21 protein-coding genes are annotated in these 23,131 nt (G+C 72.2%); 14 read left to right on the top strand and 7 right to left on the bottom strand.

Annotation, left to right across the window (positions count from 1 at the left end):
- Positions 1 to 35 precede the first annotated feature (35 nt).
- Positions 36 to 953: a winged helix-turn-helix domain-containing protein gene (locus ACZ5NW_RS34410; protein ID WP_468747937.1), complete on the top strand. Its 918-nt coding sequence runs from the start codon at positions 36 to 38 to the stop codon at positions 951 to 953.
- On the opposite strand, the gene ACZ5NW_RS34405 is transcribed toward ACZ5NW_RS34410, so the two are convergent.
- Positions 943 to 1,125, bottom strand: a complete 183-nt coding sequence (locus ACZ5NW_RS34405) for a hypothetical protein (protein WP_468747936.1) — start codon at positions 1,123 to 1,125, stop codon at positions 943 to 945. The two genes, ACZ5NW_RS34410 and ACZ5NW_RS34405, sit on opposite strands and share 11 nt — an antisense overlap.
- 126 nt (positions 1,126 to 1,251) lie before the next feature.
- Between ACZ5NW_RS34405 and ACZ5NW_RS34400 the strand changes: the two genes are divergently transcribed.
- Together ACZ5NW_RS34400 and ACZ5NW_RS34395 are read left to right on the top strand one after the other, a co-directional pair.
- Positions 1,252 to 2,133 carry a winged helix-turn-helix domain-containing protein gene (locus ACZ5NW_RS34400; RefSeq protein ID WP_468747935.1) on the top strand — a complete coding sequence of 294 codons (882 nt, stop codon included), beginning with the start codon at positions 1,252 to 1,254 and terminating at the stop codon, positions 2,131 to 2,133.
- Positions 2,082 to 2,864 carry an HAD family hydrolase gene (locus tag ACZ5NW_RS34395; protein ID WP_468747934.1) on the top strand — a complete coding sequence of 261 codons (783 nt, stop codon included), beginning with the start codon at positions 2,082 to 2,084 and terminating at the stop codon, positions 2,862 to 2,864. The genes ACZ5NW_RS34400 and ACZ5NW_RS34395 overlap by 52 nt, the downstream gene beginning before the upstream one ends.
- 41 nt (positions 2,865 to 2,905) lie before the next feature.
- On the opposite strand, the gene ACZ5NW_RS34390 is transcribed toward ACZ5NW_RS34395, so the two are convergent.
- The gene (locus ACZ5NW_RS34390; RefSeq protein WP_468747933.1) at positions 2,906 to 3,088 is read right to left on the bottom strand and encodes a hypothetical protein; all 183 of its coding nucleotides are present in this window, start codon (positions 3,086 to 3,088) and stop codon (positions 2,906 to 2,908) included.
- Positions 3,089 to 3,272: 184 nt separating this feature from the next.
- On the opposite strand from ACZ5NW_RS34390, the gene ACZ5NW_RS34385 reads away from it, so the two are divergent.
- The 6 genes from ACZ5NW_RS34385 to ACZ5NW_RS34360 all read left to right on the top strand — a co-directional run bounded on the left by ACZ5NW_RS34385 (position 3,273) and on the right by ACZ5NW_RS34360 (position 13,978).
- A complete protein-coding gene (locus ACZ5NW_RS34385; protein WP_468747932.1) occupies positions 3,273 to 4,136 on the top strand; it encodes a winged helix-turn-helix domain-containing protein in 864 nt (287 codons plus the stop codon).
- Between the two features lie 78 nt (positions 4,137 to 4,214).
- Positions 4,215 to 6,428 (top strand): phosphotransferase family protein, encoded by a 2,214-nt coding sequence (locus ACZ5NW_RS34380; protein WP_468747931.1) that lies wholly within the window; start codon positions 4,215 to 4,217, stop codon positions 6,426 to 6,428.
- 33 nt (positions 6,429 to 6,461) lie between these two features.
- Positions 6,462 to 7,070 (top strand): TetR family transcriptional regulator, encoded by a 609-nt coding sequence (locus ACZ5NW_RS34375; protein ID WP_468747930.1) that lies wholly within the window; start codon positions 6,462 to 6,464, stop codon positions 7,068 to 7,070.
- A 67-nt stretch (positions 7,071 to 7,137) separates the two neighbouring features.
- Positions 7,138 to 9,162, top strand: coding sequence for a HelD family protein (locus ACZ5NW_RS34370; RefSeq protein WP_468747929.1), 2,025 nt, complete (start codon positions 7,138 to 7,140; stop codon positions 9,160 to 9,162).
- Complete coding sequence (locus ACZ5NW_RS34365; RefSeq protein WP_468747928.1) at positions 9,159 to 9,794, top strand: RraA family protein; 636 nt, start codon at positions 9,159 to 9,161, stop codon at positions 9,792 to 9,794. The genes ACZ5NW_RS34370 and ACZ5NW_RS34365 overlap by 4 nt, the downstream gene beginning before the upstream one ends.
- A 317-nt stretch (positions 9,795 to 10,111) precedes the next feature.
- Positions 10,112 to 13,978 carry a hypothetical protein gene (locus ACZ5NW_RS34360; RefSeq protein ID WP_468747927.1) on the top strand — a complete coding sequence of 1,289 codons (3,867 nt, stop codon included), beginning with the start codon at positions 10,112 to 10,114 and terminating at the stop codon, positions 13,976 to 13,978.
- A 10-nt stretch (positions 13,979 to 13,988) separates the two neighbouring features.
- On the opposite strand, the gene ACZ5NW_RS34355 is transcribed toward ACZ5NW_RS34360, so the two are convergent.
- A complete protein-coding gene (locus ACZ5NW_RS34355) occupies positions 13,989 to 14,702 on the bottom strand; it encodes an N-acyl homoserine lactonase family protein (RefSeq protein WP_468747926.1) in 714 nt (237 codons plus the stop codon).
- A 157-nt stretch (positions 14,703 to 14,859) separates the two neighbouring features.
- Here ACZ5NW_RS34355 and ACZ5NW_RS34350 point away from each other — a divergent pair, with 157 nt between their 5' ends.
- The 3 genes from ACZ5NW_RS34350 to ACZ5NW_RS34340 all read left to right on the top strand — a co-directional run bounded on the left by ACZ5NW_RS34350 (position 14,860) and on the right by ACZ5NW_RS34340 (position 16,507).
- Positions 14,860 to 15,273 carry a helix-turn-helix domain-containing protein gene (locus tag ACZ5NW_RS34350; RefSeq protein WP_468747925.1) on the top strand — a complete coding sequence of 138 codons (414 nt, stop codon included), beginning with the start codon at positions 14,860 to 14,862 and terminating at the stop codon, positions 15,271 to 15,273.
- Between the two features lie 86 nt (positions 15,274 to 15,359).
- Positions 15,360 to 16,043: a hypothetical protein gene (locus ACZ5NW_RS34345; protein ID WP_468747924.1), complete on the top strand. Its 684-nt coding sequence runs from the start codon at positions 15,360 to 15,362 to the stop codon at positions 16,041 to 16,043.
- A 128-nt stretch (positions 16,044 to 16,171) separates the two neighbouring features.
- Positions 16,172 to 16,507: a DUF2516 family protein gene (locus tag ACZ5NW_RS34340; RefSeq protein WP_468748009.1), complete on the top strand. Its 336-nt coding sequence runs from the start codon at positions 16,172 to 16,174 to the stop codon at positions 16,505 to 16,507.
- A 106-nt stretch (positions 16,508 to 16,613) separates the two neighbouring features.
- Here ACZ5NW_RS34340 and ACZ5NW_RS34335 read toward each other — a convergent pair whose 3' ends face one another.
- From ACZ5NW_RS34335 to ACZ5NW_RS34325, 3 genes are all read right to left on the bottom strand, one after another.
- The gene (locus ACZ5NW_RS34335) at positions 16,614 to 17,945 is read right to left on the bottom strand and encodes a PP2C family protein-serine/threonine phosphatase (protein ID WP_468747923.1); all 1,332 of its coding nucleotides are present in this window, start codon (positions 17,943 to 17,945) and stop codon (positions 16,614 to 16,616) included.
- A 317-nt stretch (positions 17,946 to 18,262) separates the two neighbouring features.
- Complete coding sequence (locus ACZ5NW_RS34330) at positions 18,263 to 19,357, bottom strand: C40 family peptidase (RefSeq protein WP_468747922.1); 1,095 nt, start codon at positions 19,355 to 19,357, stop codon at positions 18,263 to 18,265.
- Between the two features lie 221 nt (positions 19,358 to 19,578).
- Entirely contained in the window at positions 19,579 to 20,397 is an 819-nt protein-coding gene (locus ACZ5NW_RS34325; RefSeq protein ID WP_468747921.1) for a class I SAM-dependent methyltransferase, read from the bottom strand.
- A gap of 213 nt (positions 20,398 to 20,610) precedes the next feature.
- Here ACZ5NW_RS34325 and mshA point away from each other — a divergent pair, with 213 nt between their 5' ends.
- Both mshA and ACZ5NW_RS34315 read left to right on the top strand, forming a co-directional pair.
- On the top strand, positions 20,611 to 21,951 hold the full coding sequence (gene mshA, locus ACZ5NW_RS34320) for a D-inositol-3-phosphate glycosyltransferase (RefSeq protein ID WP_468747920.1): 1,341 nt from the start codon (positions 20,611 to 20,613) through the stop codon (positions 21,949 to 21,951).
- Positions 21,944 to 22,438: a type III secretion system chaperone family protein gene (locus tag ACZ5NW_RS34315; protein WP_468747919.1), complete on the top strand. Its 495-nt coding sequence runs from the start codon at positions 21,944 to 21,946 to the stop codon at positions 22,436 to 22,438. Before mshA ends, ACZ5NW_RS34315 begins: the two co-directional genes overlap by 8 nt.
- On the opposite strand, the gene ACZ5NW_RS34310 is transcribed toward ACZ5NW_RS34315, so the two are convergent.
- Complete coding sequence (locus ACZ5NW_RS34310) at positions 22,404 to 23,081, bottom strand: methyltransferase domain-containing protein (RefSeq protein ID WP_468747918.1); 678 nt, start codon at positions 23,079 to 23,081, stop codon at positions 22,404 to 22,406. The genes ACZ5NW_RS34315 and ACZ5NW_RS34310 overlap by 35 nt on opposite strands.
- Positions 23,082 to 23,131: the final 50 nt, after the last annotated feature.

The raw sequence follows: 23,131 nt of genomic DNA, 5'->3' as shown, positions 1-23,131 counted from the left end.
GTGAACTGCCCAAAGATGGCGGGAAGTTGTACTGTTTGGCCGTGGAGCCGGAACTCCCCTCCGCCAATGGGCGGAAGAGGCAACAGCGGCCACAGAAGTCACATCGCGAGGTGGCCGACGAACTGCGCACCCGGATCAGGACCGGAGTGCTGCGGCCGGGCCAGCGCATGCCCACACAGGCCAAGCTGGCGGACGAGTTCGGTGTGGAGCGCGGCGCGGTGCGCCAGGCCCTGCGCATCCTCCAGTCGGAGCACCTGCTCACCGACGCCTCCAGGGGCGCCCCGGCGACCGTGGCCCCGGACCTGGGAACGAGCCGGATCGGGTTCGGCCCGGCGGCTTCGCCGCAGCCCACGATGGTGGCGCTCGCGCCGCGCATCGCCGACGCGTTCGCGGCCGAGCACGTCGAGATAGACGCGTTGTGCCTGACCGCCGTCTCGCTCACCCTCGCCATCGGCGAACCGCTGCGGCAGATTCACGCGGAGCGATGGAAACCGGCCAAGGTCGACGTCCGCGTGCTGCTTCCCTCGCGCAACATCGACCTCGCCTTCCCCGCCCCTGTCGACGCCGCCTCGGACGCCGACCGGCTGCGCCACCACTGGCTGCGGCACCGCAACGCACAGGTCCAGGTGCTCGGGCACAATCTGCTGGCCCTGCGCAGCACGCACGGCATCGATGTGAACGTGACGTTCCGGGCGCTGCCCTTCACCCCGCCCGTGAAGCTGTATCTGCTGAACCGGGCGGAGGCGCTGTTCGCCTACTACCGGCTGGAGCGGCGTGAGCAGGTCGTCGATCACGAGCAGTTGGTGATGTACGACGCCGAGGGCACCCAGTCGATGCTGTTCGCGTTCGAGCAGGGTGCCGGGGCGCGGGACACGACGTTCGTCGAGCAGTCGAGGCTGTGGTTCGACGCCCTGTGGGGGACCATCTCCTCGGAGCTGGTGCTCACGAGTTGACGGCGGGCCCGGTGACCAGGACGGCGAGGATCACGGCCCCCGCGGAGCTGAGGCCGGGGCTCTTGGCCTTCAGGCCGATGGTGAGGAGCAGGAGACCGACGGCGCCGGCGGTTCCGTACTTCCACTGGACGGTCTGTTCCAGGACTGCTGAGAGGAGGGTGAGAGCAGGCACGGTGCTTACCTCCTTTCGCCAACTCGGGGAAGTTGGCAACCAACTTTGACTATGTTGTCCCCACTTGGTGACAACCCTCAAACAACTTTCAAACAACTCCCCATAGATGGATCTCAGTTGTAGCGTTTGGTCGTGACCCAGGAGAACGTGGCAGTGAACGGCAGCAGAAGGCTCACGCCCCAGGAGATCGCCGACGCCCTGCGCGAGCGCATCCGCGTCGGCGACCTGAGGCCGGGAGACCGCCTGCCCACCCAGGCCGAGCTCGCGGACGAGTTCGGCGTGGAGCGCGGTGCCGTGCGCCAGGCCCTGCGGGCACTCCATGAGGACGGTCTGCTGACCAACGTGAGCAAGGGCAGCCCCCCGAAGATCGCCCCCCAGCCGGCCCCCGCGCGCGACGCGCCCCAGCCGACGATGGTCGGGCTCGCGCCCCGGCTCGCGGAGGCGTTCTCCGCCCGCGAGGTACACGTCGACGTCGTCTGCCACACCTCCCAGACGCTGCTGCTGGCCCTCGGCGAACCCCTCCGCATGATCCACGAACACCGGGTCACCCCCGAGTCGATCAAGGTCCGGGTCCTGCTGCCGTCCCGCGACATCAACCTCGCCTTCCCGGTGCCGGTCGAGCCCCACGACGAGGACGACACGGTCCACCGCCGCTGGCTGGAGATGCGCAACGCCCAGGCGCAGGTGCTGCGGCACAACCTCCAGGCCGTCCGCGCCACGCACGGCATCGAGGTCGAGGTCACCTTCCGCGCGCTGCCCTTCACCCCGCCCGTGAAGCTGTACCTGCTCAACGGCGACGAGGCGCTGCTCGGCTACTACATGCTGGAGCGGCGCGAGGAGGAGTACCACAGCCAGACCCTGGAGATGTGGGACGCCCTCGGCTCGCAGTCCCTGCTGTTCTCCTTCGAGAGGCGGTCCGGCCAGAAGGACGCGGCGTTCGTCGACGAATCCCAGAAGTGGTTCGACGCCCTCTGGGAAACCATCACGACGGACCTGACACTCTCCTAGTGACTTCTACCGAGACCGAGAACGAGACCATGGAGCTGCCAGAGCTGCGGGAGCTGATCACTCGTACGCGGGTCGTCCTGTGGGACTTCGACGGGCCGATCTGCCGGCTGTTCGCCGGGCACAGCGCGGAGAACGTGGCGAAGCTCCTGGTCGAGTGGCTTCAGACGCGCGGACTGCGGGACCTGCTGGCGCCCGAGGAGCGGGACTCCCCGGACCCGCACGTCGTCCTGCGCGCGGTGGACCGGCACCGCCCGGGCAGCGACCTCGTCGCCGAACTGGAGCGGTACCTCACCGACGAGGAGCTCAGGGCCGCGAGGGTGGCCAGGCCGACGCCCTGGGCCGACCCGCTCATCCAGACCTGGCGGGCGACGGGCTCCCGGATGGCGGTCACCACGAACAACTCGCCCGTGGTGGTGCGCGAGTACCTGACGCGCCGCGGCCTCACCTCCTGCTTCGAGCACGTCTACGGCCGCACCGACCAGCTCCAGCTCCTCAAGCCCGACCCCTACTGCCTCAACCGCGCGCTGAGCGTGATGGGTTCGGCGCCGGCCGACGCCCTGATGATCGGCGACGCGGTCACGGACTACGTGGCCGCGACGGAGGCAGGCGTCCCCTTCCTCGGCTACGCCCGCAACGAGCGCAAGGAGAAGCAGCTCAGGGGGGCGGGGGCTACGGCGGTGGTGAACACGCTGGAGCCCCTCCTCGAGACGATCAGGTCCCTCTACACCTGACCTTCGTACGCCTGGCCCGTCGGTGCCGGATCCGGGTCCCCCTACGCCTGACTCATGAGCACCACCAGCGCCATGGCGGCCCCCACGGCCAGCCCCTGGTGCCGGGCCCTGATCCCCACGCCGAGTCCGAAGAGCAGGACCATGCCCACCGGGCCGAGTCTGGACTGCGTCAACGACGCCGCGGTCAGCTCGGCCAGTCCGCGCAGTGCCGCGAGCAGAAGCATTCCCTCCACCTCCCTGCCATTCCCAGTGAACCGATCAACTCCCGGTCCAATTGGACTGGTTGTCGTGAGGTGGATTTCCCCGGCTGGCGTGATCCTCTAACCGGCCGACCGCAACCGGCTTTCAGCCAGGCTGATTTGACTGAAAGTGGTTTGGTCACCGGGGCGTCGGCGGTACGGTCGGGGTGTGGACGCACAGCAGAGCGGTGACGGAGGCGGCAGGGAGTTCCAGCGGGTCTTCAGCGCGGTGCTCGCCCGGCTGGCCGAGGGCACGTACGCGCTGGGGTCCTTCCTGCCACCCCAGCGCCACCTGGCCGAGGAGTTCGACGTCTCCCGCGACACCATCCAGCGCGTCATGCGCGAACTGGTCAACGAGGGCTGGATCGAGACCCGGCAGGGCAGCGGATCGAGGGTGGTCAAGACCCAGCGCATCCAGTCGCCGAGGACCAGGGCCCGGCAGGGCATCACGCTGGGACCGCTGCTCGGCGACATCTTCGAACAGCGCGAAGTCACCCTCGACGTCTACACGTTGACCTCCGAGTCGCTGGACGCCCACATCCGCCTCCAGGTCGAGCGGATCCGGGCCGGCGAGATCGCCCCGGAGCGGATCGCCCTGCGGATTCTGCTCCCCGACGACACGGCGCCCCTGCCCTATCCGGCGGTCAAGGACGCCCCGGACGACACCCGTGCCTTCGAGCGCATGCGCGTCATCACCCGCCGGCACACCGCGTCGCTCCTCCAGGCCCTGAACGACCTGAGGACCGAGCGATTCGTCCCCTCGGTCGACATCGAGATCCGGCACGCCCCGCTGACCCCGGCCTTCAAGCTCTACCTGCTGAACGGGACCGAGGCGCTGTTCGGGCCCTACGAGGTGCTCGAACGCACGGTCCAGCTGGACGACGGGGAAGAGGTGACCATCCTCGACGTACTGGGCCTGGGCGCGACCCTGATCCATCACGTGAAGGACGCCGACCCGAACTCGTCCGGCACCGTCTTCGTCGAATCCATGCAGACCTGGTTCGACTCGGTCTGGAAGCGACTCGCCCGGTAGGCGCAACAACGGTGCGCTAGCATGCGCGGACCGCGGCCGCCGACGGCACTCTGGTCGTGCGGCGCATTCCATCCCAGCGTGAGTACCCGGAGCGGCCCAGTGGTCGACCCCCTTGTTCCCCAGGATCTTCTCGGGGATCGAGCCTCCGACGGCCCGTCCGACGCCGTCCTTCTCCGGAGATTCGCCCAGGACGCCCGGCGGCGGGGACAGGCCAGCAGCGGCTTCCACAACAGCAACTACGTCGCCCCCGTGACCGAGGCCGTGTCCCGCCTGCTGGGCCTCGCTCCGGGCACACCGGTGACGGTCCGCGTGCCGCGTGCCGACGCGCCGTCGGTGGTCATCAGGACCTGGAAGGACGAGGCCGCGATTCTCCGCGCGCTGCGCGGGTGGCTGCCGCACGCCCCCCACTGCCTGGCCAAGCAGCCGGGCTTCGCCATCCACAGCTATGTGGAGGGAACGCCGCTGTCCGCCGTCTGCCTCAACGGCAAACCCGTGGACACCCTGCTGGTGCACGCGCTGTGCGACCTGCTGGCCCGCATGACCGAGGTGCACCCGCGCGCGCTGCCGCCGCTGCCGGACTCCTGGCCCGCCGGCCGCACCGACAGCCAGGGCTTCCTGCGCACCCTGGCCGGGCTCGCCGACCGCCAGATCCGCCAGTCCAATTGGCAGGAGTTCGGCGGCCTGTTCACCGCCCTCGGGATCCCCGAGGACGCCCTCCTGTCCTTCGCCGAGCGGGTCCCCTCGATGACCCGCAGGCCGTTCAGCCTGCTCCACGGCGACCTCCACCGGGACAACCTGATCCTGTCCTACGCCGGTGACCCGCCCCTCATCTGCGTCGACTGGGAACTGGCGACCTACGGCGACCCCCTGCACGACCTCGCCACCCATCTGGTCCGCATGCGCTACCCCGACCATCAGTGGGAGGACGTGATCGCCCTGTGGGCGGCGAGCATGGAGCGGGTCCGCCCGGACGCCGTCCGGGGCCTGGACCGGGACCTGCGGCACTATCTCGACTTCGAATGGGCGCAGTCCGTCTGCCCCGATGTGATGCGGGTCGCCCGCTCGCTGGTGGAGTCCTGCACCGGCCGGCGGCTCGACGAGGCCACGACGGAGGTGCACCGGGCCCTGCGGACCGCGCAGCGCCCCCTGGGGCTGAGAAACGTTCCGGCTGAGCGTGAGATCGAGAAGGCCCTGCTGCGCTGGCTGGCCTCACGCGGGGAGGGAACGCACAACGCCTGGATCCGCGACGCCCGGAACTGGCAGTTCGACGAGCGGGTCCCGGAGAACCCCGGTTTCGACCGGCAGGCCGTACAACAGGCCCTGCTGGCCGAGGGCGGCGCCCCCGCGGCGCGCGTGTTCAAGGGCTCCGCGCACCTCAACACGGTGGTCCAGCTGCCGGGCGGCCACCAGCCGGTGGTGGTCCGCCGCGAGCTGCCCAACGTCGTGCGCAGGGAACCCCGTTACCTCAGCGAGCACGCGGTCCTGCGGGCGATCGAGGAGGACTGCCCCCGGGTCGCCGCGCCGAAGGTGCTGGCCCTCGGCAGGAGCCACCTCGGGGACCCCTTCACCATCCACACCTACGTCGGCGCCCGCCTCGACCGGCCACCCGCCCACCCGGTCGACGGACTGCGCCCGAAGGAGGCGGACGGACTGATCGACCAGTTGTGCGCGCTGACCGGCGTCGACTATCTGCGGCTCGACCCGACCGCCGGCGAGGGCGGCTTCTACCGGTGGCTGACCGAGCAACTGGTCCTGCTGATCGGCAACCTGCCCCGTGAGTCGCTGCGACTGGCGCGCACCCTCGGCCTGCCCGACCCCGTCCGCCTGCGGGAGATCCTCGCCCTGCACCGGGTCGGTGAGCGACAACCCACCCTGCTGCACGGCGACCTGAACCCGTGGAACCTGGTACGCCGTTCCGGCCCTCCCGGCGTCACCATCATCGACTGGGAGATGGCCGTCGTCGGCGACCCCCTCTACGACCTCGTCCGCCATATGCACCTCACCCCGACGCGGGGGGAGATCAGGGACCGCATGTTCCACCGCTGGGAGCGGCGGCTGCCGCCGGCCTACACCCGGGGATGGCGACGGGACTGGCCGGTCTACCGCCGGCTGGAGATCGTCCGTTCCGCCTACATCGACCTCGACCGGCTGGTGACCGGCGCGAGCCTCGACGTGCCGAACGTCCGGCGCGCCGTCGAGTCGTACGGCACCACGCTGGCGGCGGCGCGGGCCGCGCTGGGGCTGCCGATGCCGGAGCAGGCGAACCCGTACCTGCCGAAGGCGCTCTCGTAGGGTCGGTCGGCCGGTCCTCGTAGGCTCGACCCCATGACTGACCCCGGCCTGCGTGAGCGCAAGAAGCAGCGGATGTACGAGCGGGTCTCGGAGATCGCGATCGGCCTCTTCATCGAACGCGGATTCGACGCCGTGTCGGTCGCCGAGATCGCCGCCGCCGCCGAGATCTCCAAGCCGACCCTCTTCCGGTACTTCCCGGCCAAGGAGGACCTCGTCCTGCACCGGATCGCCGATCACGAGGACGAGTCGGCGCGGGTCGTCACGGGCTCGGAGCTGCCGCCGCTCAAGGCCCTGCGCCGGCATTTCCTGGAGCGCCTGGCCGCCGAGGACCCGGTCACCGGCCTGAGCGACCACCCGGCCGTCCTCGCCTACCACTCCCTGGTCTACGGCACCCCGTCCCTCGCCGCCCGCCTGCACGCCTACCAGGAGCGCTCCGAGGAGGCGTTGGCCGGGGCCCTCGGCGGCGACCTGGAGGCACGACTGGCCGCCGGCCAGATCAACGCCGTGCTCCGGATCCTCGCGCTGGAGAACTGGCGGCGGATCTCCGCGGGGGAGCCGGTGGCCGAGGTGCGCCGGGACGCGGTGACGGCGGCCGAGCGGGCGTTCGGCCAGCTGGCGGAGGGGCTGCGGCGGTACGCGTAGCCCGTCACCGCTCTCCGTTCCTCGGTAAAATATGTAACCCGGTCACGTTTTCGCGTACCCTCGTGGCATGGACTACCGCATGGACCACGGCATGGACCACGAACTCCAGCGCGAACGAGCCCATCACGAGAACTGCCGTACCGCCCTCGCCGCGATGGTCTCCGGCGCCGCCGAGCAGGTCGTCACCGGCGAGGACGTCTCCGCCTCGGGAGCCGACGCCGAGGTCCTCGGACACCGGCTGCGCAGCCACGCCAAGGCGATGCGCGAGCTGCCCGAGGGGCCGCTGTTCTTCGGGCGGCTGGACTTCGACGGCGAACAGGAGGGCCGGCTGCACATCGGCCGGCTGCGCATCAGCGAGCACCCGGCGGCCCCGCCCCTGGTCGTCGACTGGCGGGCACCCGTGGCCCGCGCCTTCTACCAGGCGGGCGCCCGCGACCCGCAGGGCGTGGCCGTCCGCCGCCGCTTCGGCTGGGCGGCCGGCAGCGCCGGCGACTCCGCCGACCTGACCGGCCTGGAGGACGAGCACCTCGGCCGGGGCGAGTCACGGCACAGCGACATCGTCGCGCGCGAGATCGAACGGCCGCGCGTCGGCCCCATGCGGGACATCGCGGCGACCATCCAGCCCGAACAGGACGATCTCGTACGGGCCGGCCTGGCCGAGTCGGTGTGCGTCCAGGGCGCCCCCGGCACCGGCAAGACCGCGGTGGGCCTGCACCGCGCCGCGTACCTCCTCTACACGCACCCGCAGCGCGTCCACCGCGGCGGCATGCTCGTCCTCGGCCCCAACCGCACCTTCCTGTCGTACATCGCGGAGGTGCTGCCCGCCCTCGGCGAGACCGGCGTCCGGCAGTCGACGCTGCACGACGAGATCGCCCGCCACCCCGTGAAGGGCACCGACGCCCCGCTCGCCGCCGCCGTGAAGCACGACGCGCGCATGGCGGAGGTGCTGCGCCGGGCGCTGTACGCGCGCGTGGCCGCCGACCGGGCCGCCGAACTCGCGGTGCCCGACGGGTCGTACCGCTGGCGGGTACGGACCGAGGAGGTCGCGGAGATCGTGACCGACGTGCTCGCCGAGGAGCCGCCGTACGAGGTGGGGCGCGAGCGCGTACGGGCCCGGCTGGTCCGCCGCGTGCTGGAGCAGGTGGAGCGCAGGGCCGGACCCCCGCCGAACGCCTGGCTGCGGCGTATGGAGCGCTCACGGGCGGTCGGCGCGTGCGTGGAGGCCGTGTGGCCGAAGGCGCGACCGGAGGAGGTGCTGACCGGACTCCTCACGGACGAGCGCGAGTTGGCGCGCGCGGCGGAAGGGCTGCTGGACGCGGACGAACAGCGGGCGCTGCTCTGGACCCGCCCCCCGCGCTCATGGAAATCCGCCCGCTGGACGGCCGCCGATCTGGTCCTGCTCGACGAACTCGCCGGCCTGATCGAGCACCCCGAGAGCTACGGCCATGTCGTGGTCGACGAGGCGCAGGACCTCTCCCCGATGGAGTGCCGGGCCATCGCCCGCCGGGTGCGCTTCGGCTCCCTCACCGTCCTCGGCGACCTCGCGCAGGGCACCACACCGTGGGCGGCCCGCTCCTGGCGGGTCCAGCTGACCCACCTGGGCCGCCCCGACGCCCCCGTGGTGCCGCTGACCACCGGCTTCCGGGTGCCGGGCGCGGTGGCCGACCTCGCCAACCGGCTCCTGGAGCGCCTGGACGTCGACGTACCGCAGGCGCGCTCCCTGCGCACCGACGGGGACCTGCGCATCCGGCGGGCGGCCGGCGATCTGCCGGCGCAGGTCGTGGCGGCCGTGCGCGATGCGCTGGCGCTGGAGGGCTCCGTCGGGGTCGTGACGGCGGACGCGCAGACCGGGACGGTCCGCGAAGCCCTCACGGCGGCCGGCCTGCCGGAGACGGACGGGCGGCTGAGCGTGGTCCCGGCCAGTGTGGTGAAGGGCCTGGAGTACGACCACGTGGTCGCCGTGGAGCCGATGGCGATCGTCGAGCAGGAGGAGCGCGGACTGAACCGGCTGTACGTGGTCATCACGCGCGCGGTGTCGCGGCTGGAGGTGGTGGAGGGGCGGGGGCTGCCGTGGGAGGCTGCTGTGACATGACCGTTGAAGCACCTGTCGCAGAGGCGTTTGCCGCCATACCGACCACCACCCTCGCCGACCTGCTGGGCCGCGCGCAGGTCATGGACATCGGCGTACGGCCGTTGTGGGGGCCGGCCGCCCGGGTCGCCGGACCGGCGTTCACGGTGAGCTGCCCGCCCGGCGACAACCTGATGCTGCACGCGGCCATCCATCGGGCGCCGGCCGGCTCGCTCGTGGTCGTGGAGTCGGGAGACCTGGACTGGGCGCTGGCCGGCGGCAACGTCTGCGCGGTCGCCCAGCGCCGGGGCATCGCCGCCTTCGTCCTGGACGGCCTGATCCGCGACCTCGCCGAGGTCCGGGAGATGCGCTTCCCCGTGTTCGCCCGCGGGGTCATCCCCGTCCCGGGCGCCAAGAAGGCCGTACGCCCCCTGGGCGAGCCGGTGACCTGCGGTGGCGTACGGGTCGCGGCGGGCGATGTCGTCGTGGCCGACGAGGAGGGCGTGGTCGTCGTCCCGTCCTCCCGCGCCGAGGAGACCCTCGCGGCGGCCCGCGCGAAGCTCGCGAAGGAGGCCGCGGAGACCCTCGACGCCTGGGAGACGGCCCACCGGACCCGCATCGACACGATCCTGACGGAGCAGGGCTACGACGGCTGACGCCGCGCTAGCGCACGCCGGAGAGCCAGTCGAGGAGGGCTCGGGTGCCGCCGGCGATCACTCCGCTGATCACGAGCCTGAGTACTTCCTTGAGTTCGCGCGTCGTGCGCCGGGTGCGGGGCATGAGGACCTCCGGGGTGAAGTGGCCTGCCGGCCGGGATGTCGAGGAATAGGGTTGGCTCAGGGGTGGCCGGAGGTCCGGGAACCTGACGAGGACCGAAGCGGTGGGGCGAATCGCCTGGTCGGGGCAGGTTTCCGGGTGCAGGCCCCGAACGTTTCCGAACGGCGGGCGGCGGTGAGGGAGGACTGCGCGCGGGATGGTGAGGACCCCCCAGGAGCGGTTCGCCGACCAGCTCAACGAACTGCGCGTCTCGGTCGGCAATCCGACGTACGACGCGCTGGTGCGGCACAACCGGACGGCCGCGCCCGCCGAACTGCGCGGCGCGCTCACCCCGGCCGGCCTCAGCGCGCTGTTGAACGGCAAATTCGTGCGAGCGCCCCGCTGGGAAGTCGTCATGGGGTTCGTGGACGCCTGCCACGCCTCGGTCCGCGACGCCTACGGGAACGTACCCGCGCACGTCCTGCCGCTCGTCGCGACGCAGCTGTGGCGTGACCGGCACACCGCGATGATCGAGGTGCTCCGGCTGCGCGGCCCGAGCCCCGCACCGGAGCCCCGACCGGCGGCGGTCGCGTCCGGCGACCGTTACGGCGCCACGCGCACCGCCTTCGAGCGGTACCACGCGAACGTCTTCGACCGCGAGCGGGAGCTGCGGGAGTTGATCGACTCCCTGCGCGGACCGGGTACGTATCACGTGATCGAGGCACCCGCGTTCGCCGGCAAGACCGCCTTCATGGTCGAGTCCTACCGTCGGCTGCGCGAACTCGGCTGCCCCGTGGCCGTGTTCTACGTCGTCGACCGCTACTCCAACCGCGCCCAGCACTTCCTCGAAGCCGTCATCGGCCAACTGCTGTCCGTCCTGGGGGTGCCGGACGACGTCGGCCCTCCCGAGCGGCAACCCGCCCAGTTCGCCCGGCTCTGGGAGGACTTCGCGGCCCTGGGCACCGTCGAGCGCCCCGCCGTCCTGCTCGTCGACGCGCTCGACGAGCAGCTGAGGGCGGACGGCATCAGTCCGCTGCTCCCCGTGCACCTCTCGGGCCACGCCCATGTCGTCGTCGCGACGCGCAGCCTGCCCGACTTCCGGGCCGCGGTCCCACGGCACCACGCACTGGCGAGCACACCGGTGGCCGTCGTCCCCCTCACCCCCAGCCCGCACGCGGAGATCCGGCACGACGACGCGCGGCGGCACCTGGAGGAGTGGCTGTCGTCGCCGGACCCCGTGACGGAACGCATCGCGACCCTCCTGTGCGTGACGGAGGAGCCGCTGACCCGGCTGGACCTGGCCGACCTGCTGGGCCTGGGCGTCGGGCAGATCGCCCGCCTGCTGAGCGAGGTGGAACGGTGTCTGCTGCCCCTGGCCATGGAGGCCGGGGGAGTGGGCTACCAGTGGGCGCACACCACCTACGGCCGCTTCGTCGACGAGCGGGTCGGGAAGGGGCGGTACGAGCGGGAGGTCCGCGCAGTGCTCGCGTGGGCCGACGCGTACGCCGAGCGCGGCTGGCCCGAGTCGACCCCGCCCTTCCTCCTGCACGGCCTGCACCACTTCCTGCGTACGCACCGGGCCCTCGTGGGCGGGCAGCGACTGGTGGACCTGGTGACCATCGCCCGCCGGCAGCGCCTGCTGGCGGCCTACGGCCACGACGGCGTCTTCCTGGAGACCATCGCCTGGGCCCGCGAGGACCTGGCCGGCGACTCCACGGACGTCCTCGCAGCACTGTTCCGCCTCGGCCTGCACGAGGTGGTCGTCGAGGCCGGAACCATCGATCTGCCGCCCGGTCTGCTCGCGCTCCTCGTCCGCTCGGGGCAGCACCGGCAGGCGGAGGGGATAGCCCTCTGCATGGAGGACCGGTACCGCGCGCGGGCGATGGCGGAGGTGGCCGGGGCACTGGTGACCGTCGGGGCAGCTGCGCGGGCCGCCGAAATCACCGACCAGGCATGGAAGTTCACGGCACGCCCGGAGGACGAGTACTGGCAGCTGGTCTCCCTTCAGGACTGCGCGCGAGCGGCCGTGGCGGCGGGCGCGGCGGTACCGGCGTCGGCCCCGGACACGTACGTCGGCCGGGAGGACCAGCGCCTGCTCATCGCCTGCGCGGAGTACTTCCTGGCGGTCGACGAACCGGCGCGGGCGCGGGCCGCCCTCGACGGCCTCTTCGCGTACGAGCGGACCCACGGTGACCTGTATCTGTGGGCGCTGGCCGACGCCGCCGCGGTGCTGAGCGAGCTCGGGGATCACGACACGGCCCTGCGCGTGGCGCACAAGGCCCTCACGAAACGGGGTTCCTTCTCCCTGGGCGCCGGACAGGGAGTGGCACGGCTCGGCCGGACCGTCCGCGCACTGGTACGGGCGGGGCGTACGGAGGACGCGGTCGCCGTCGCCGCCGCGAGCGACATCGGCGGCGACTACCTGCGCGCGGGAGTCCACGGGGCGCTGATCGAGGCGCTGTCGGCCCAGGGGCAGGGCGCGCGGGCGGAGACCGTCCTGAAGCGGGAGGTGGCGCTGGCCGCGGCACTGGCGCACCCGGCGACCCGCTGGGTGGCCCTGGCCCATCTGAGGGCGGCGCAGGCCCGCGCGGGACGCCCCGACCTGGAGGCGATGCGTCGACTGCGCGAGGAGGCGGACGAGTTCGAGCAGATGGACGCCGACGACGTGTCCGTCGGCCTGGTGGAACTGGGCGACGGGTTCCTGGCGGCCGGTCGGCGCGAGGACGCGGTCGAGACGGCTCGACGGGCCCTCGCGATGAGCGGCCACTGGAACATCGTGCTGGTCACCGACATCGCGGAGTCCTTGATCGCCGCCTCGATCGAGTCGGGGGACCTCGTCGGCGCGCGCAGGGTGGCCATGGCGGATCCCGAAGCGGCGTGGAGAGACGCCCTGCTGCGCCCGGTCGAGTACGCCGAGGCGCTCGCCCGAGGCCCGCGACCGGCTGCGGAGTACGCGAAGTGGCCGGTCCGGGAGCGGGCGCGACTGGCCGTCGCCCTGGCCGCCGACGAGGGGACGGCCGCTTACGCCCGGGAGATGGCCCACGCGGTCGGGGTGGAGGTCGGGTTGCTGGGGCGGCCGGTGGAGTCGTTCGACCGGGGCGAGCGATGGTTCGCCGCCCTCGACGTCGTGGCGGCACTCGAACGCACCGACGGCGTCGAGGGCTGTACGGCCGTCGTGTCCCGCATCCGGCCCGCCGCCGAACGGGCCGAAGCCCTCGCCACGCTCTCCCGGTGCCACCGGCGGACGGACGGCGGCGCGGCCGACGCCCTGTTCGAGACGGCCGTGGAGACGGCGGGCCGGCTGAGGGACCGCGACAGCCGTGTGTCCGCGCTCTGTGCCGTACTGTCGGCCGCCGGACCGCTCCCGCACGAGACGACACCGGGTGTGGCGCGCGTCCTGAAGCTTCTGCGGCAGACGATCGGCCACCCCCCGGACCCGGACGACCCGGCCGGGATCGGTCTCGGCGCGTCGGCGGCCATCGCGCTGAGCCGCGCCGGACTGCACGGCCCGGCGCGCGACTTCGCCCTGGCGGCGCACGACGCCTACGAGGCCCACGGGGCGGCCTCGCCGGACGCGGTCCGGCTCTGCGACGCACTCATCGACTCCGGCGAGCACGACCGCGCCTTCCGCCTCGCGGAACGTCTGGCGAACCCCTTCCCCTTCGTCGCCATCGGTACCGGCCTCGCCAGGGCGGGCGACCCGCGCGGCGCCGAACGGGCCGCCGAGCGTGCTCATGAGGTCTGGCTGGCGGATGCCGACCGGGACTTCGACGGGAGCGAGAGCCTCTTCGAGCTGCTGCTCGACGTGGGACGTACGGACCTCGCCATCTCGCTGTTCAGGGCGTTCGAGAGGTCGGGGGCCGAGAAGGGGGACGACGTCCAGGTCTTCTTTCAGCGCCTGGTCACGCACGGGCTCGCGCGCGAAGCCCTGTCGATGGCCTGCGGGCTCGAACTCGTCTCCTGGCGCATGGCGGCACTTCTCGGCTGGTGCACGTCCCCGAGCTGGCCGCAGGAGACGCGCCGACGACTCCTGCGTCTCGTACAGGAACAGGCCATCAGCAGCTCCGGCGGCGCGTGGTCGTGACAGGGGCCGATCAGCGGCCTTCGGTCCGAGCGGGTTCCCAGACCGAACAGTCGTGAGCGAAGAGCACACGTCGCGGGTCGAAGTCGGCGATTCGGTCCAGCCAGGGCTGATAGGGGGGAAGCGGCTGCTCCACGCCCTGAAGTGCCGCGTGACGGGCCAGCTGCTCGGACGCGAAGTGGGCGGCGAAGTCGTGTGCCTGCCCGGCGAGGACCACGGTGCCGTCGTCCTGGCGGAGGACGAGCGACTGATGTCCCGGGGTGTGTCCGGGCGTCGGAATGATCCAGACTCCTGGCCAGACCTCGGTTTCGCCGGCGACCTCCTCGTAGGTCGCGCCGGGGAAGTCGATCAGTTCATCGACGGTGTAATCGCCCCGGCGGGCCGTGGCCAGCTCGACGTCCTGAACCAGGATGGGCTTGCCGCCCAGGAGGGGATTCCCGCCGCAGTGGTCGAAGTGCAGATGGCAGTTCACGACCAGGGAGATGTCGTCGAGGGCGACTCCGGACGCCGACAGGGCGTCCCGCAGGGCGCGGCGCCGGGGGCGGTAGTGCGCCTCGGTTTCGGGGCCGGCGTCACCGATGCCGGTGTCGAAGAGGATCAGCCCGTTGTCGTGCCGCACGAGGTAGGCGAGGACGGGTTCGACGCGTGGTTGTGGTCCGCCCGTCTCCGACGCGGGCCGGATGAAGTACCCGAGATCGAGCCGACGCACCGTCATGTTGTTCCCCATGCGGCCATCCTGGGCAGCTCGTCGCAGCACATCCAGCCGGTCTGCCGACAGCAGAACGGCTCTGGCTCGTGGGGCCCGTGTGACGGCGACACGTGGCGTGGCGCACTCTTGCAAGCAGGTGCTTGCAATAGTTAGCGCAAGGGTGCACTGTGGAGTCATGGCATCGCTCAACGTCGGCAATCTCGGTGAGTACCTGCGCGAGCAGCGGCGCAACGCCCAGCTGTCGCTCAGGCAGCTCGCGGAGGCCGCCGGGGTGTCCAATCCGTATCTGAGCCAGATCGAGCGCGGGCTGCGCAAGCCGAGCGCGGAGGTCCTCCAGCAGGTCGCCAAGGCCCTGCGGATCTCCGCCGAGACGCTGTACGTGCGCGCGGGGATCCTGGACGCCGAGCGCGACCGCGACGAGGTCGAGACGCGCGCCGTCATCCTCGCCGACCCCACGCTCACCGAGCAGCAGAAGCAGGCGCTGCTCCAGATCTACGAGTCCTTCCGCAAGGAGAACGGATTCGGGCCCGACGGCGCCGACCCGGGCGACGGCGGCAGCGAAGCCGATCCGCAGCGGACGGCCAGTTGACCGGACCAGGGGACCGGCCGCCCCACTGCGGATCCACACAACCCTCAGCCGACATCGACCAACGCGAAACCGGGAGGACCCTCACCATGGCCATCACCGACGACCTGCGCAAGACCCTCAGCGACCCGACTCCGCTCTACTTCGCCGCCGGTGCCGCCGACCTGGCCTTCCAGGAGGCGAAGAAGGTGCCGGGCCTGGTGGAGCAGCTGCGCGCCGAGGCCCCGGCCCGCTTCGAGGCCATCCGCAACACCGACCCCAAGGACGTGCAGGAGAAGGCGACCGCCCGCGCCAAGGAGGCCGGTGCCAAGGCCCGCGAGGCCCAGGAGAACCTCCAGACCAAGGTCACCGACTTCTTCGCCACCCTCGACGGCGACCTGAAGAAGCTCGGCTCCACGCTGGACGCCGACATCAAGAAGCTCGGCGAGTCCGCCCAGGACCTCGCCCTGCGCGGCGTGGGCGTCGCCGCGGAGTACGCCGTGAAGGCCCGCGAGACCTACGAGAAGGTCGCCGAGCACGGCGAGCAGGCCGTACGGCAGTGGCGTGGCGAGGCCGCCGAGGAGATCGAGGAGCTGGCCATCGCGGTCGAGCCGGAGCCGGCCTCCGCCCCGGCCGAGCAGAAGACCGGGCCGACGACCGAGTCGAAGACCGAGTCGACGACCCAGGAGGAGCCGAAGTCCGCCGAGGCCGAGGCCGCCGCCGCGAAGAAGCCGGCCCGCAAGGCCCCCGCGCGCAAGACCACCGCGAAGAAGACCACCCCGCCCGCGAAGTGACCCGCGACGGGATGTGACGGGCCGGGCACTCCTGGGGTGTCCGGCCCGTTCTACGGGTAGCGGTACCGCGGATGCGGGTACGGTGACCGCGTAAGGACAAGCCGAGTCGGGTGGTGGACGACGTGCTGATGCAGGGCTTCGCAGGGTTCATGTGGCTGCTGTACCTGGCCATGCTGGCCCTCGCCGTGGTGGCCTTCGTGGTGGCCGCCCTGTTCCGCGAGGACGCCTATCGCGCCGCGGACAAGCAGAACAAGGGCTTCTGGCTGATCATCCTGGGCATCGCGGTGGCCGTGAACCTCCTGGTCCCGATGCTGTTCCTCCAGCTGGCGGGCCTGGTGGCGTCGATCGTCTTCTTCGTCGACGTACGCCCCGCACTCCAGCAGGTCTCCGGCGGCAGGGGCCGAGGCCGAGGCCGCGGCTCAAGCAGCGACGGCCCGTACGGCCCGTGGAACGGCGGCAGGTAGAGGTCTTTCAGGGGCCCGGGGGCGAAGCCCCCGAAAGGGGCGCGGGGAACTGCGTGACCAGCCCCCACCCCGCCGCACCCGGCACCCCACCCCAACCCTCTACCCGCTAATCCGCACGCTCCCGCTCCAGCAAGAGCAACGCCACATCATCGGTGAGCTCACCCCCATTGAGCTCCCGCACCTCATGCACAGCCGCCTGCAGCAACTCCTCCCCCCGCAAGCCCTCGGCCAGCTGCCGCCGGATCATCGCCACCATCCCGTCCTGCCCCAGCCGCTCCCGCCCCCCGGACCCGTCGCGCCCCTCGATCAGCCCGTCGGTGTACAGCAGCAGACTCCACTCGGCCCCCAGCTCCACCTGCATCCGAGGCCACTGGGCCCCCGGCAGCAGCCCGAGCGCGGGCCCGTTGTTGTCATAGGGCAGCAGCCGCGCGACCTGCCCCGGCCCCGCCACCAGCGGCGCGGGATGCCCGGCGAGATACAGCCCCGCCCGCCGCCCGTCTGCCGAGATGTCGACCGTGCACAGGGTCGCGAAGATCTCCTCGTCGTCCCGCTCGTGTTCGAGCACCTGCTGGAGCGTGTTCAGCAGCTCGTCCCCGCACAGCCCCGCCAGGGTCAGCGCCCGCCAGGCGATCCGCAGCTCGACGCCGAGCGCCGCCTCGTCGGGCCCGTGCCCGCACACGTCACCGATCATCGCGTGCACGGTCCCGTCGGGCGTGCGCACGGTGTCGTAGAAGTCGCCGCCGAGCAGCGCGCGCGAGCGGCCGGGCCGGTAGCGCGCGGCGAAGCGCAGCGGGGAGCCCTCCAGGAGCGGTGTGGGCAGCAGCCCCCGCTCCAGGCGGGCGTTCTCCTGGGCGCGCAGCTTGCCCTCGGCGAGCCGGCGCTCGGCGGTGTCGGACCGCTTGCGCTCCACGGCGTAGCGGATCGCCCGGCTCAGCAGCCGGCCGTCCAGCTCGTCGCGGAAGAGATAGTCCTGCGCGCCGACGCGCACGGCCTCGGCGCCGCGCTCGGCGTCGGCGGACGCGGTCAGCGCGAGCACGGCCTGCCGGGGCGCGAGCCGCAGCACGCGCTCCAGCACGGCGAGCTCGCCGTCGCCCTCCTGCGCCCGGCCGGAGACCGGCAGCGCGAGGTCGAGCAGGATGCAGTGGACGTCGTCGGTGAGCAGCCGCTCGGCCTCGGTGAGGTTGCGGGCGGTGCGCACGCGGATCGGCTTGCCGGACGAGTCCATCAGGTCCGGGACGAGCGGCGACGCGGCCGGGTCGTCCTGGATCAGCAGCAGGGTCAGGTTGTGGTGGGCGGCGTCCGCGGCGCCATGGCCGTGCGGAGCGTTCCCGGCGGGAGCGGTGTGGTGGGTGTCGTCGTGGGGAGTGATGTTCTTCTCGACCGCCTGACCACTCTCCACGACGGGGATCGCTCTCTGCCGCGGTACGGGTACGGGCATCGTTATGGGTTCCTTCCCTCCCCCCGAGGGCACGGCGGGACCGAGGGACCTCGATCCACCGACGGGGACCATAGCGGGAGAGGCCGCCGCAGCGGAATGGTGTACGGCACGTCGCTTGAACTCAGGTCAGCGTCATATGCCGCTTTATCCGCCGCAGTTGGGCGGCCCGCCGCATGGGCGGGGATGACGAACGTCACGTCCGTGCCCCGTTTGAACGGCGGTTGAGGTGGGCCAGGTCACGTGGCCCGGGTCACTAATCCGTCAAGTCCGACATGCGGCGCACGTGAACCCGGCTCACGCGTCCGGCCGCACATGGCTCACGCGTCCGGCCGCACGACCCCGAGTATCGGCATCGTGCCCGCTCCGGCCATCGTCACCGTCCGCCCCGGCCGCGGGGCGTGGATGATCGCGCCGCCGCCGATGTACAGCGCGACATGGCTGGCGTCGTCGAAGTAGATGATGAGGTCGCCGGGGCGCATGTCCCTGATGTCGACGTGCCGGAGCTGCTTCCACTGCTCCTGCGAGGTGCGCGGAATGCCCACCCCCGCGTTCGCCCACGCCTGTGAGGTCAGCCCCGAGCAGTCGTACGTCTTCGGGCCCTCGGCGCCCCACTCGTACGGCTTGCCCATCTGCGCGGTGGCGAACCGGACCGCCTTCTCGCCCTGCGCGGAGGCCGATCCGTGCACCCACGACAGGATGCCGGAGTCCAGCCAGGCGGTCTGGGCCTGCCGCGCGGCCTCCTCCTCCAGCTTGGCGAGGCGCTCGATCTCCTCCTTCTGCAGCTGGGCCTCCAGCTGCTTCGCCGCCGCGATCTGCTGCTCGATCCGCTTCTGGGCGGCCGCCTTGGCCTTGCGGTTCGCCTCCAGCTTCTGCCACTGCGCGGAGGCGTCCCGGGCGTACTGCTCCAAGTCCTGCTGGGTGCGGGTCATTTCCTCCAGCAGGTCCTTGGTCGCCTTCTCACCCTGGAGCACCCGTCCGGTGCCGTCGAGGAACGCCTCCGGGTCGTCGCTGAGCAGCAGGTGCGCCTCGTCGGGCAGTCCACCGGTGCGGTACTGGGCGCGGGCGGCGGCGCCGGCGCGGTCCTTCAGCGCCGCCAGCTTCGCGCGGCCGTCGACGATCCTGCGGGCCAGGTCGACGATGGCGGCGGACTGCTTCTTCGCCGCCTCCTCGGCCGCGTTGTAGGCGTCGGTGGCGACGGCGGCGTCGTGGTAGAGCCCGTCGAGCTTCTCGCGGACGGCTTCCAGGTCCTTGCTGGCGGGCGGGACGCGGGTCGTGGACGCGGTGGTGGGGGCGGAGGAGGTGGGGGCCGGCTCAGGGCTTCTGGCGAACGCCGTGCCCGGCGCCGCCAGGACGGTGACCGCGCAGACCACGGTGACGGCCATCGCGATCAGGCCGCGCTTGCCCGTACCCATACCGCTCCCCCAAACTGATTTCCCGTCAGTAACATACGGATTCCTGGGGGATCGTGCCATGTCGCGCCGGAAAACGACAGAGGCGGCGCCACGGTCGGCACCGCGGACAGTACTTCCCGTCACCGGGGCCACCCATGACGATCCTCCCGCCTGTGTGACGAACACCCCACGGAGATCGTTCCGTATCGGCCCCGAATGCCCGCGAACGAGGGATGAAGCCGTCATCGCGCCGGTGCCAAGGCCCCCCAGCGCACCGACACTTCACCCTGCCGCCACCGCACCGGCCCGTCCGTCACCGGCCAGTCGGCCGTGAGATCGCGCACCGCCCGCATCCACCGCTGCCGCGCCCCGTACGAGGCGTAGGGCGCCGCGGCCGCCCAGGCGCGGTCGAAGTCGCGCAGAAAGGCGTGCACGGGCTCCCCGGAGACGTTCCGGTGGATCAGCGCCTTCGGCAGCCGCTCCGCGAGGTCCGAGGGCCTCTCCAGCGATCCCAGCCGGGTCGCGAAGGTCACCGTGCGCGGACCCTCCGGCCCGAGCGCCACCCACACGTGCCGCCGCCCGATCTCGTCGCACGTCCCCTCGACGAGCAGCCCGCCCCGTGAGCCCGACGCCGGGTCGGCCGGCGCGAGTCGCGCGCACAGCCGCTCCCAGACCGCGGCGACCTGGTCCTCGTCGTACTGCCGCAGGACGTTCGCCGCGCGCACGAGGTGCGGCCGCCCCGCGACCGGGATCTCGAAGCCGCCGTGCCGGAAGACGAGCCCCTCGCGCTCGTACGGCCGCGCGGCCGCCACGCGCGCGGGATCGATCTCGACGCCCACCACGCGCGTGTGCGGCGCCGCCGAGCGCAGCCGGGCGAGCAGTTCCACGGCCGTCCAGGGGGCGGCGCCGTAGCCGAGGTCGACGGCGACCGGGTCGGGGGCACGCCGCAGCTCGGCGCCGTGGACGGCGGCGATCCAGCGGTCCATGCGGCGCAGCCGGTTGGGATTCGTGGTCCCGCGCGTGACGGTGCCCACGGGTCGGGCGGCGGGACGGGAGGGCATGGATACGAGGGTATGCGGCGCGACGGGCGCCTTCGGACCGGCGTACAGAACGCGCCCCGCGCTCGAACGGTTGATCGATCAGCGGTAACCCTTCGGCAAAAAACCACTTGACTTCGCGTCCCGCCGGAATGGGAACACATCCCTCCGGTGTTCCACCCCGTGGAGGGAGCCCGCCCTCCTGTCCGGCCTGCCCGCAGCAAGGAGGATCGCCACGTGAGCCAGTACGTCAGCAGGCTCGGGCGTCGCTCCCCGGCCACGTCCTCGCGGCTCAGGCTGCCGCACCGCCGGCCCCGCCGCATCGCCATGCTCTCCGTGCACACCTCACCGCTGCACCAGCCCGGCACCGGCGACGCCGGCGGCATGAACGTCTACATCGTGGAGCTCGCCCAGCGCCTCGCCGCGATCAACATCGAGGTCGAGATCTTCACGCGGGCCACCACCGGCGCCCTCCCGCCCGCCGTGCAGCTCGCCCCCGGCGTGCTCGTCCGGCACGTCGACGCGGGCCCCTACGAGGGTCTCGCCAAGGAGGACCTCCCGGCGCAGCTGTGCGCCTTCACGCACGGCGTGATGCAGGCGTGGGCCGGCCACCGCCCCGGCCACTACGACCTGGTCCACTCGCACTACTGGCTCTCCGGCCACGTCGGCTGGCTCGCCGCCCAGCGCTGGGGCGTCCCCCTCGTGCACGCCATGCACACCATGGCCAAGGTCAAGAACGCCAACCTGGCCGCCGGCGACAGCCCCGAGCCGCCCGCCCGGGTCATCGGCGAGACCCAGATCGTCGCCGCCGCCGACCGGCTCATCGCCAACACCGCCGAGGAGGCCGACGAACTCGTCCGGCACTACTCCGCCGACCCCGCGAAGGTCGCCGTCGTCCACCCCGGCGTCAACCTCGACCGCTTCCGCCCCGCCGACGGCCGCGCCGCCGCCCGGGCCCGCCTGGGCCTCCCGCAGGACGCCCTCGTACCGCTCTTCGCGGGCCGCATCCAGCCCCTCAAGGCCCCGGACGTGCTGCTGCGCGCGGTCGCCGTCCTGCTGGACGAGCGCCCCGAGCTGCGCTCGCGCCTGGTCGTGCCGATCGTCGGAGGCCCCAGCGGCAGCGGCCTCGCCAAGCCGGAGGGGCTGCAGAAGCTGGCCGCCCGCCTCGGCATCGCCGACGTCGTACGGTTCCGTCCGCCCGTCGGACAGGATCAGCTCGCCGACTGGTTCCGCGCCGCCTCCGTGCTCGTGGTGCCCTCCTACAGTGAGTCCTTCGGCCTGGTCGCCATAGAGGCGCAGGCCGCCGGGACGCCCGTGCTGGCCGCCGCCGTCGGGGGACTGCCCGTGGCGGTGCGCGACGGCGACACCGGCTTCCTCGTCCAGGGGCACGATCCCGCGTCGTACGCGCGCGTGCTGGAGCGGTTCGCCGACGACCCGCAGCTGGTGCCGCGCATGGGCGGGGCCGCCGCCCGGCACGCGCGGTCCTTCGGCTGGGACGCGTCGGCCGCGGCCACCGCGGAGGTCTACACGGCCGCGATGCATGCCTACCGCCGTCGCGTACGCTCCCACCATGGCTGACGCGCACAAGGTCATCGAGGACGCCCTCAAGGACGCCGAACTCACCTGGGAGAGCCCCGAGCCCGGCGCCTACGTCGTCACGCTCCCCGGCACCCGCAAGCTGTCGACGACCGTCTCCCTCCGCGTCGGCCGCCACTCCCTGTCGGTCAACGCCTTCGTCATCCGCCACCCCGACGAGAACGAGGCCGGCGTCCACCGCTGGCTCCTGGAGCGCAACCTCAAGCTGTACGGCGTGAGTTACGCCGTCGACCACCTCGGCGACGTCTACGTCACCGCGCGCCTCCCGCTCGCCTCCGTGACCGCCGACGAGATCGACCGCCTCCTCGGCCAGGTCCTCGAAGCCGCCGACGGCGCCTTCAACACCCTGCTGGAGCTGGGCTTCGCCTCGGCGATCCGCCGCGAGTACGCCTGGCGGGTCTCGCGCGGGGAGTCCACCCGCAACCTGGAGGCGTTCAGCCACCTGACGCGGCCCCCGAGCGAGGGGTGACCACCGGACCTGGGGTGCCCAGCACGTCGTAGCCGACGAAGGTGAACATGCGCCGCCCCGGCTGCAACGGTCCGCCCGGCCCGAGATAGCGGTGCGCGCCGACGCCGTACGGCACGTCCGGGCCCGACACCCACAACGGCTCGAAGTCGCGCTCCTTGAGCCAGTCGCACACGCCCGTGTCGTAGTGCCGCGTCCGCGTCCACACCAGGACGCCGCCCGGCCGGCACAGCCGCGTGCAGTGGTCGAAGGTGGTCCGTACGTCGGCGTCGGTGATGTTGCCGAGCACCCCGCACAGCAGCACCAGGTCGGCGGGCGCCATGCCCGCGTAGGCGTCGGTCGAGGAGGCGTCCCCGGCGACCACCTCCACGCCGCCGAGCCCGGCCGCCCGGGCGGCCCGCCGGGTCACCGCCACATTGCGCTCGTCCAGCTCGACCAGCCGGGCCCGCACATCGGCCCGCCGGGGATGCCGGGCGAGGACGCCCAGCAGGTCACGCCCCTGCCCCGCGCAGACGCTCACCGCTCGGAGCGGCCCCGGCGGAGCCGTGTCGAGCGCGTGCGCGATCCGCTCCTGGACGAGGGCCAGGCGCCTGCTGAGATACGAGTCGGGCGTGTCGTACGAGTGGTGCCACTCATGCCAGTCCACGGGTCCCCCGGAGCCAGATGAAGCGTCAACAACCGGGATCCCTTTCCGCG

This window comes from Streptomyces sp. NPDC032126, from assembly GCF_055580085.1.
The sequence above is the reverse complement of the archived record's forward strand: the minus strand, read 5'-3'. Positions and strand labels throughout refer to the sequence as shown.

What these genes read in the sequence shown, in the direction of transcription:
- ACZ5NW_RS34390 (WP_468747933.1), bottom strand. Translation starts at nt 3,088, where the DNA reads ATGCTTCTGCTCGCGGCACTGCGCGGACTGGCCGAGCTGACCGCGGCG.
- ACZ5NW_RS34375 (WP_468747930.1), top strand. Translation starts at nt 6,462, where the DNA reads ATGACTGACCCCGGCCTGCGTGAGCGCAAGAAGCAGCGGATGTACGAG.
- ACZ5NW_RS34370 (WP_468747929.1), top strand. Translation starts at nt 7,138, where the DNA reads ATGGACTACCGCATGGACCACGGCATGGACCACGAACTCCAGCGCGAA.
- ACZ5NW_RS34365 (WP_468747928.1), top strand. Translation starts at nt 9,159, where the DNA reads ATGACCGTTGAAGCACCTGTCGCAGAGGCGTTTGCCGCCATACCGACC.
- ACZ5NW_RS34360 (WP_468747927.1), top strand. Translation starts at nt 10,112, where the DNA reads ATGGTGAGGACCCCCCAGGAGCGGTTCGCCGACCAGCTCAACGAACTG.
- ACZ5NW_RS34355 (WP_468747926.1), bottom strand. Translation starts at nt 14,702, where the DNA reads ATGGGGAACAACATGACGGTGCGTCGGCTCGATCTCGGGTACTTCATC.
- ACZ5NW_RS34350 (WP_468747925.1), top strand. Translation starts at nt 14,860, where the DNA reads ATGGCATCGCTCAACGTCGGCAATCTCGGTGAGTACCTGCGCGAGCAG.
- ACZ5NW_RS34345 (WP_468747924.1), top strand. Translation starts at nt 15,360, where the DNA reads ATGGCCATCACCGACGACCTGCGCAAGACCCTCAGCGACCCGACTCCG.
- ACZ5NW_RS34340 (WP_468748009.1), top strand. Translation starts at nt 16,172, where the DNA reads ATGCAGGGCTTCGCAGGGTTCATGTGGCTGCTGTACCTGGCCATGCTG.
- ACZ5NW_RS34335 (WP_468747923.1), bottom strand. Translation starts at nt 17,945, where the DNA reads ATGCCCGTACCCGTACCGCGGCAGAGAGCGATCCCCGTCGTGGAGAGT.
- ACZ5NW_RS34330 (WP_468747922.1), bottom strand. Translation starts at nt 19,357, where the DNA reads ATGGGTACGGGCAAGCGCGGCCTGATCGCGATGGCCGTCACCGTGGTC.
- ACZ5NW_RS34325 (WP_468747921.1), bottom strand. Translation starts at nt 20,397, where the DNA reads ATGCCCTCCCGTCCCGCCGCCCGACCCGTGGGCACCGTCACGCGCGGG.
- ACZ5NW_RS34315 (WP_468747919.1), top strand. Translation starts at nt 21,944, where the DNA reads ATGGCTGACGCGCACAAGGTCATCGAGGACGCCCTCAAGGACGCCGAA.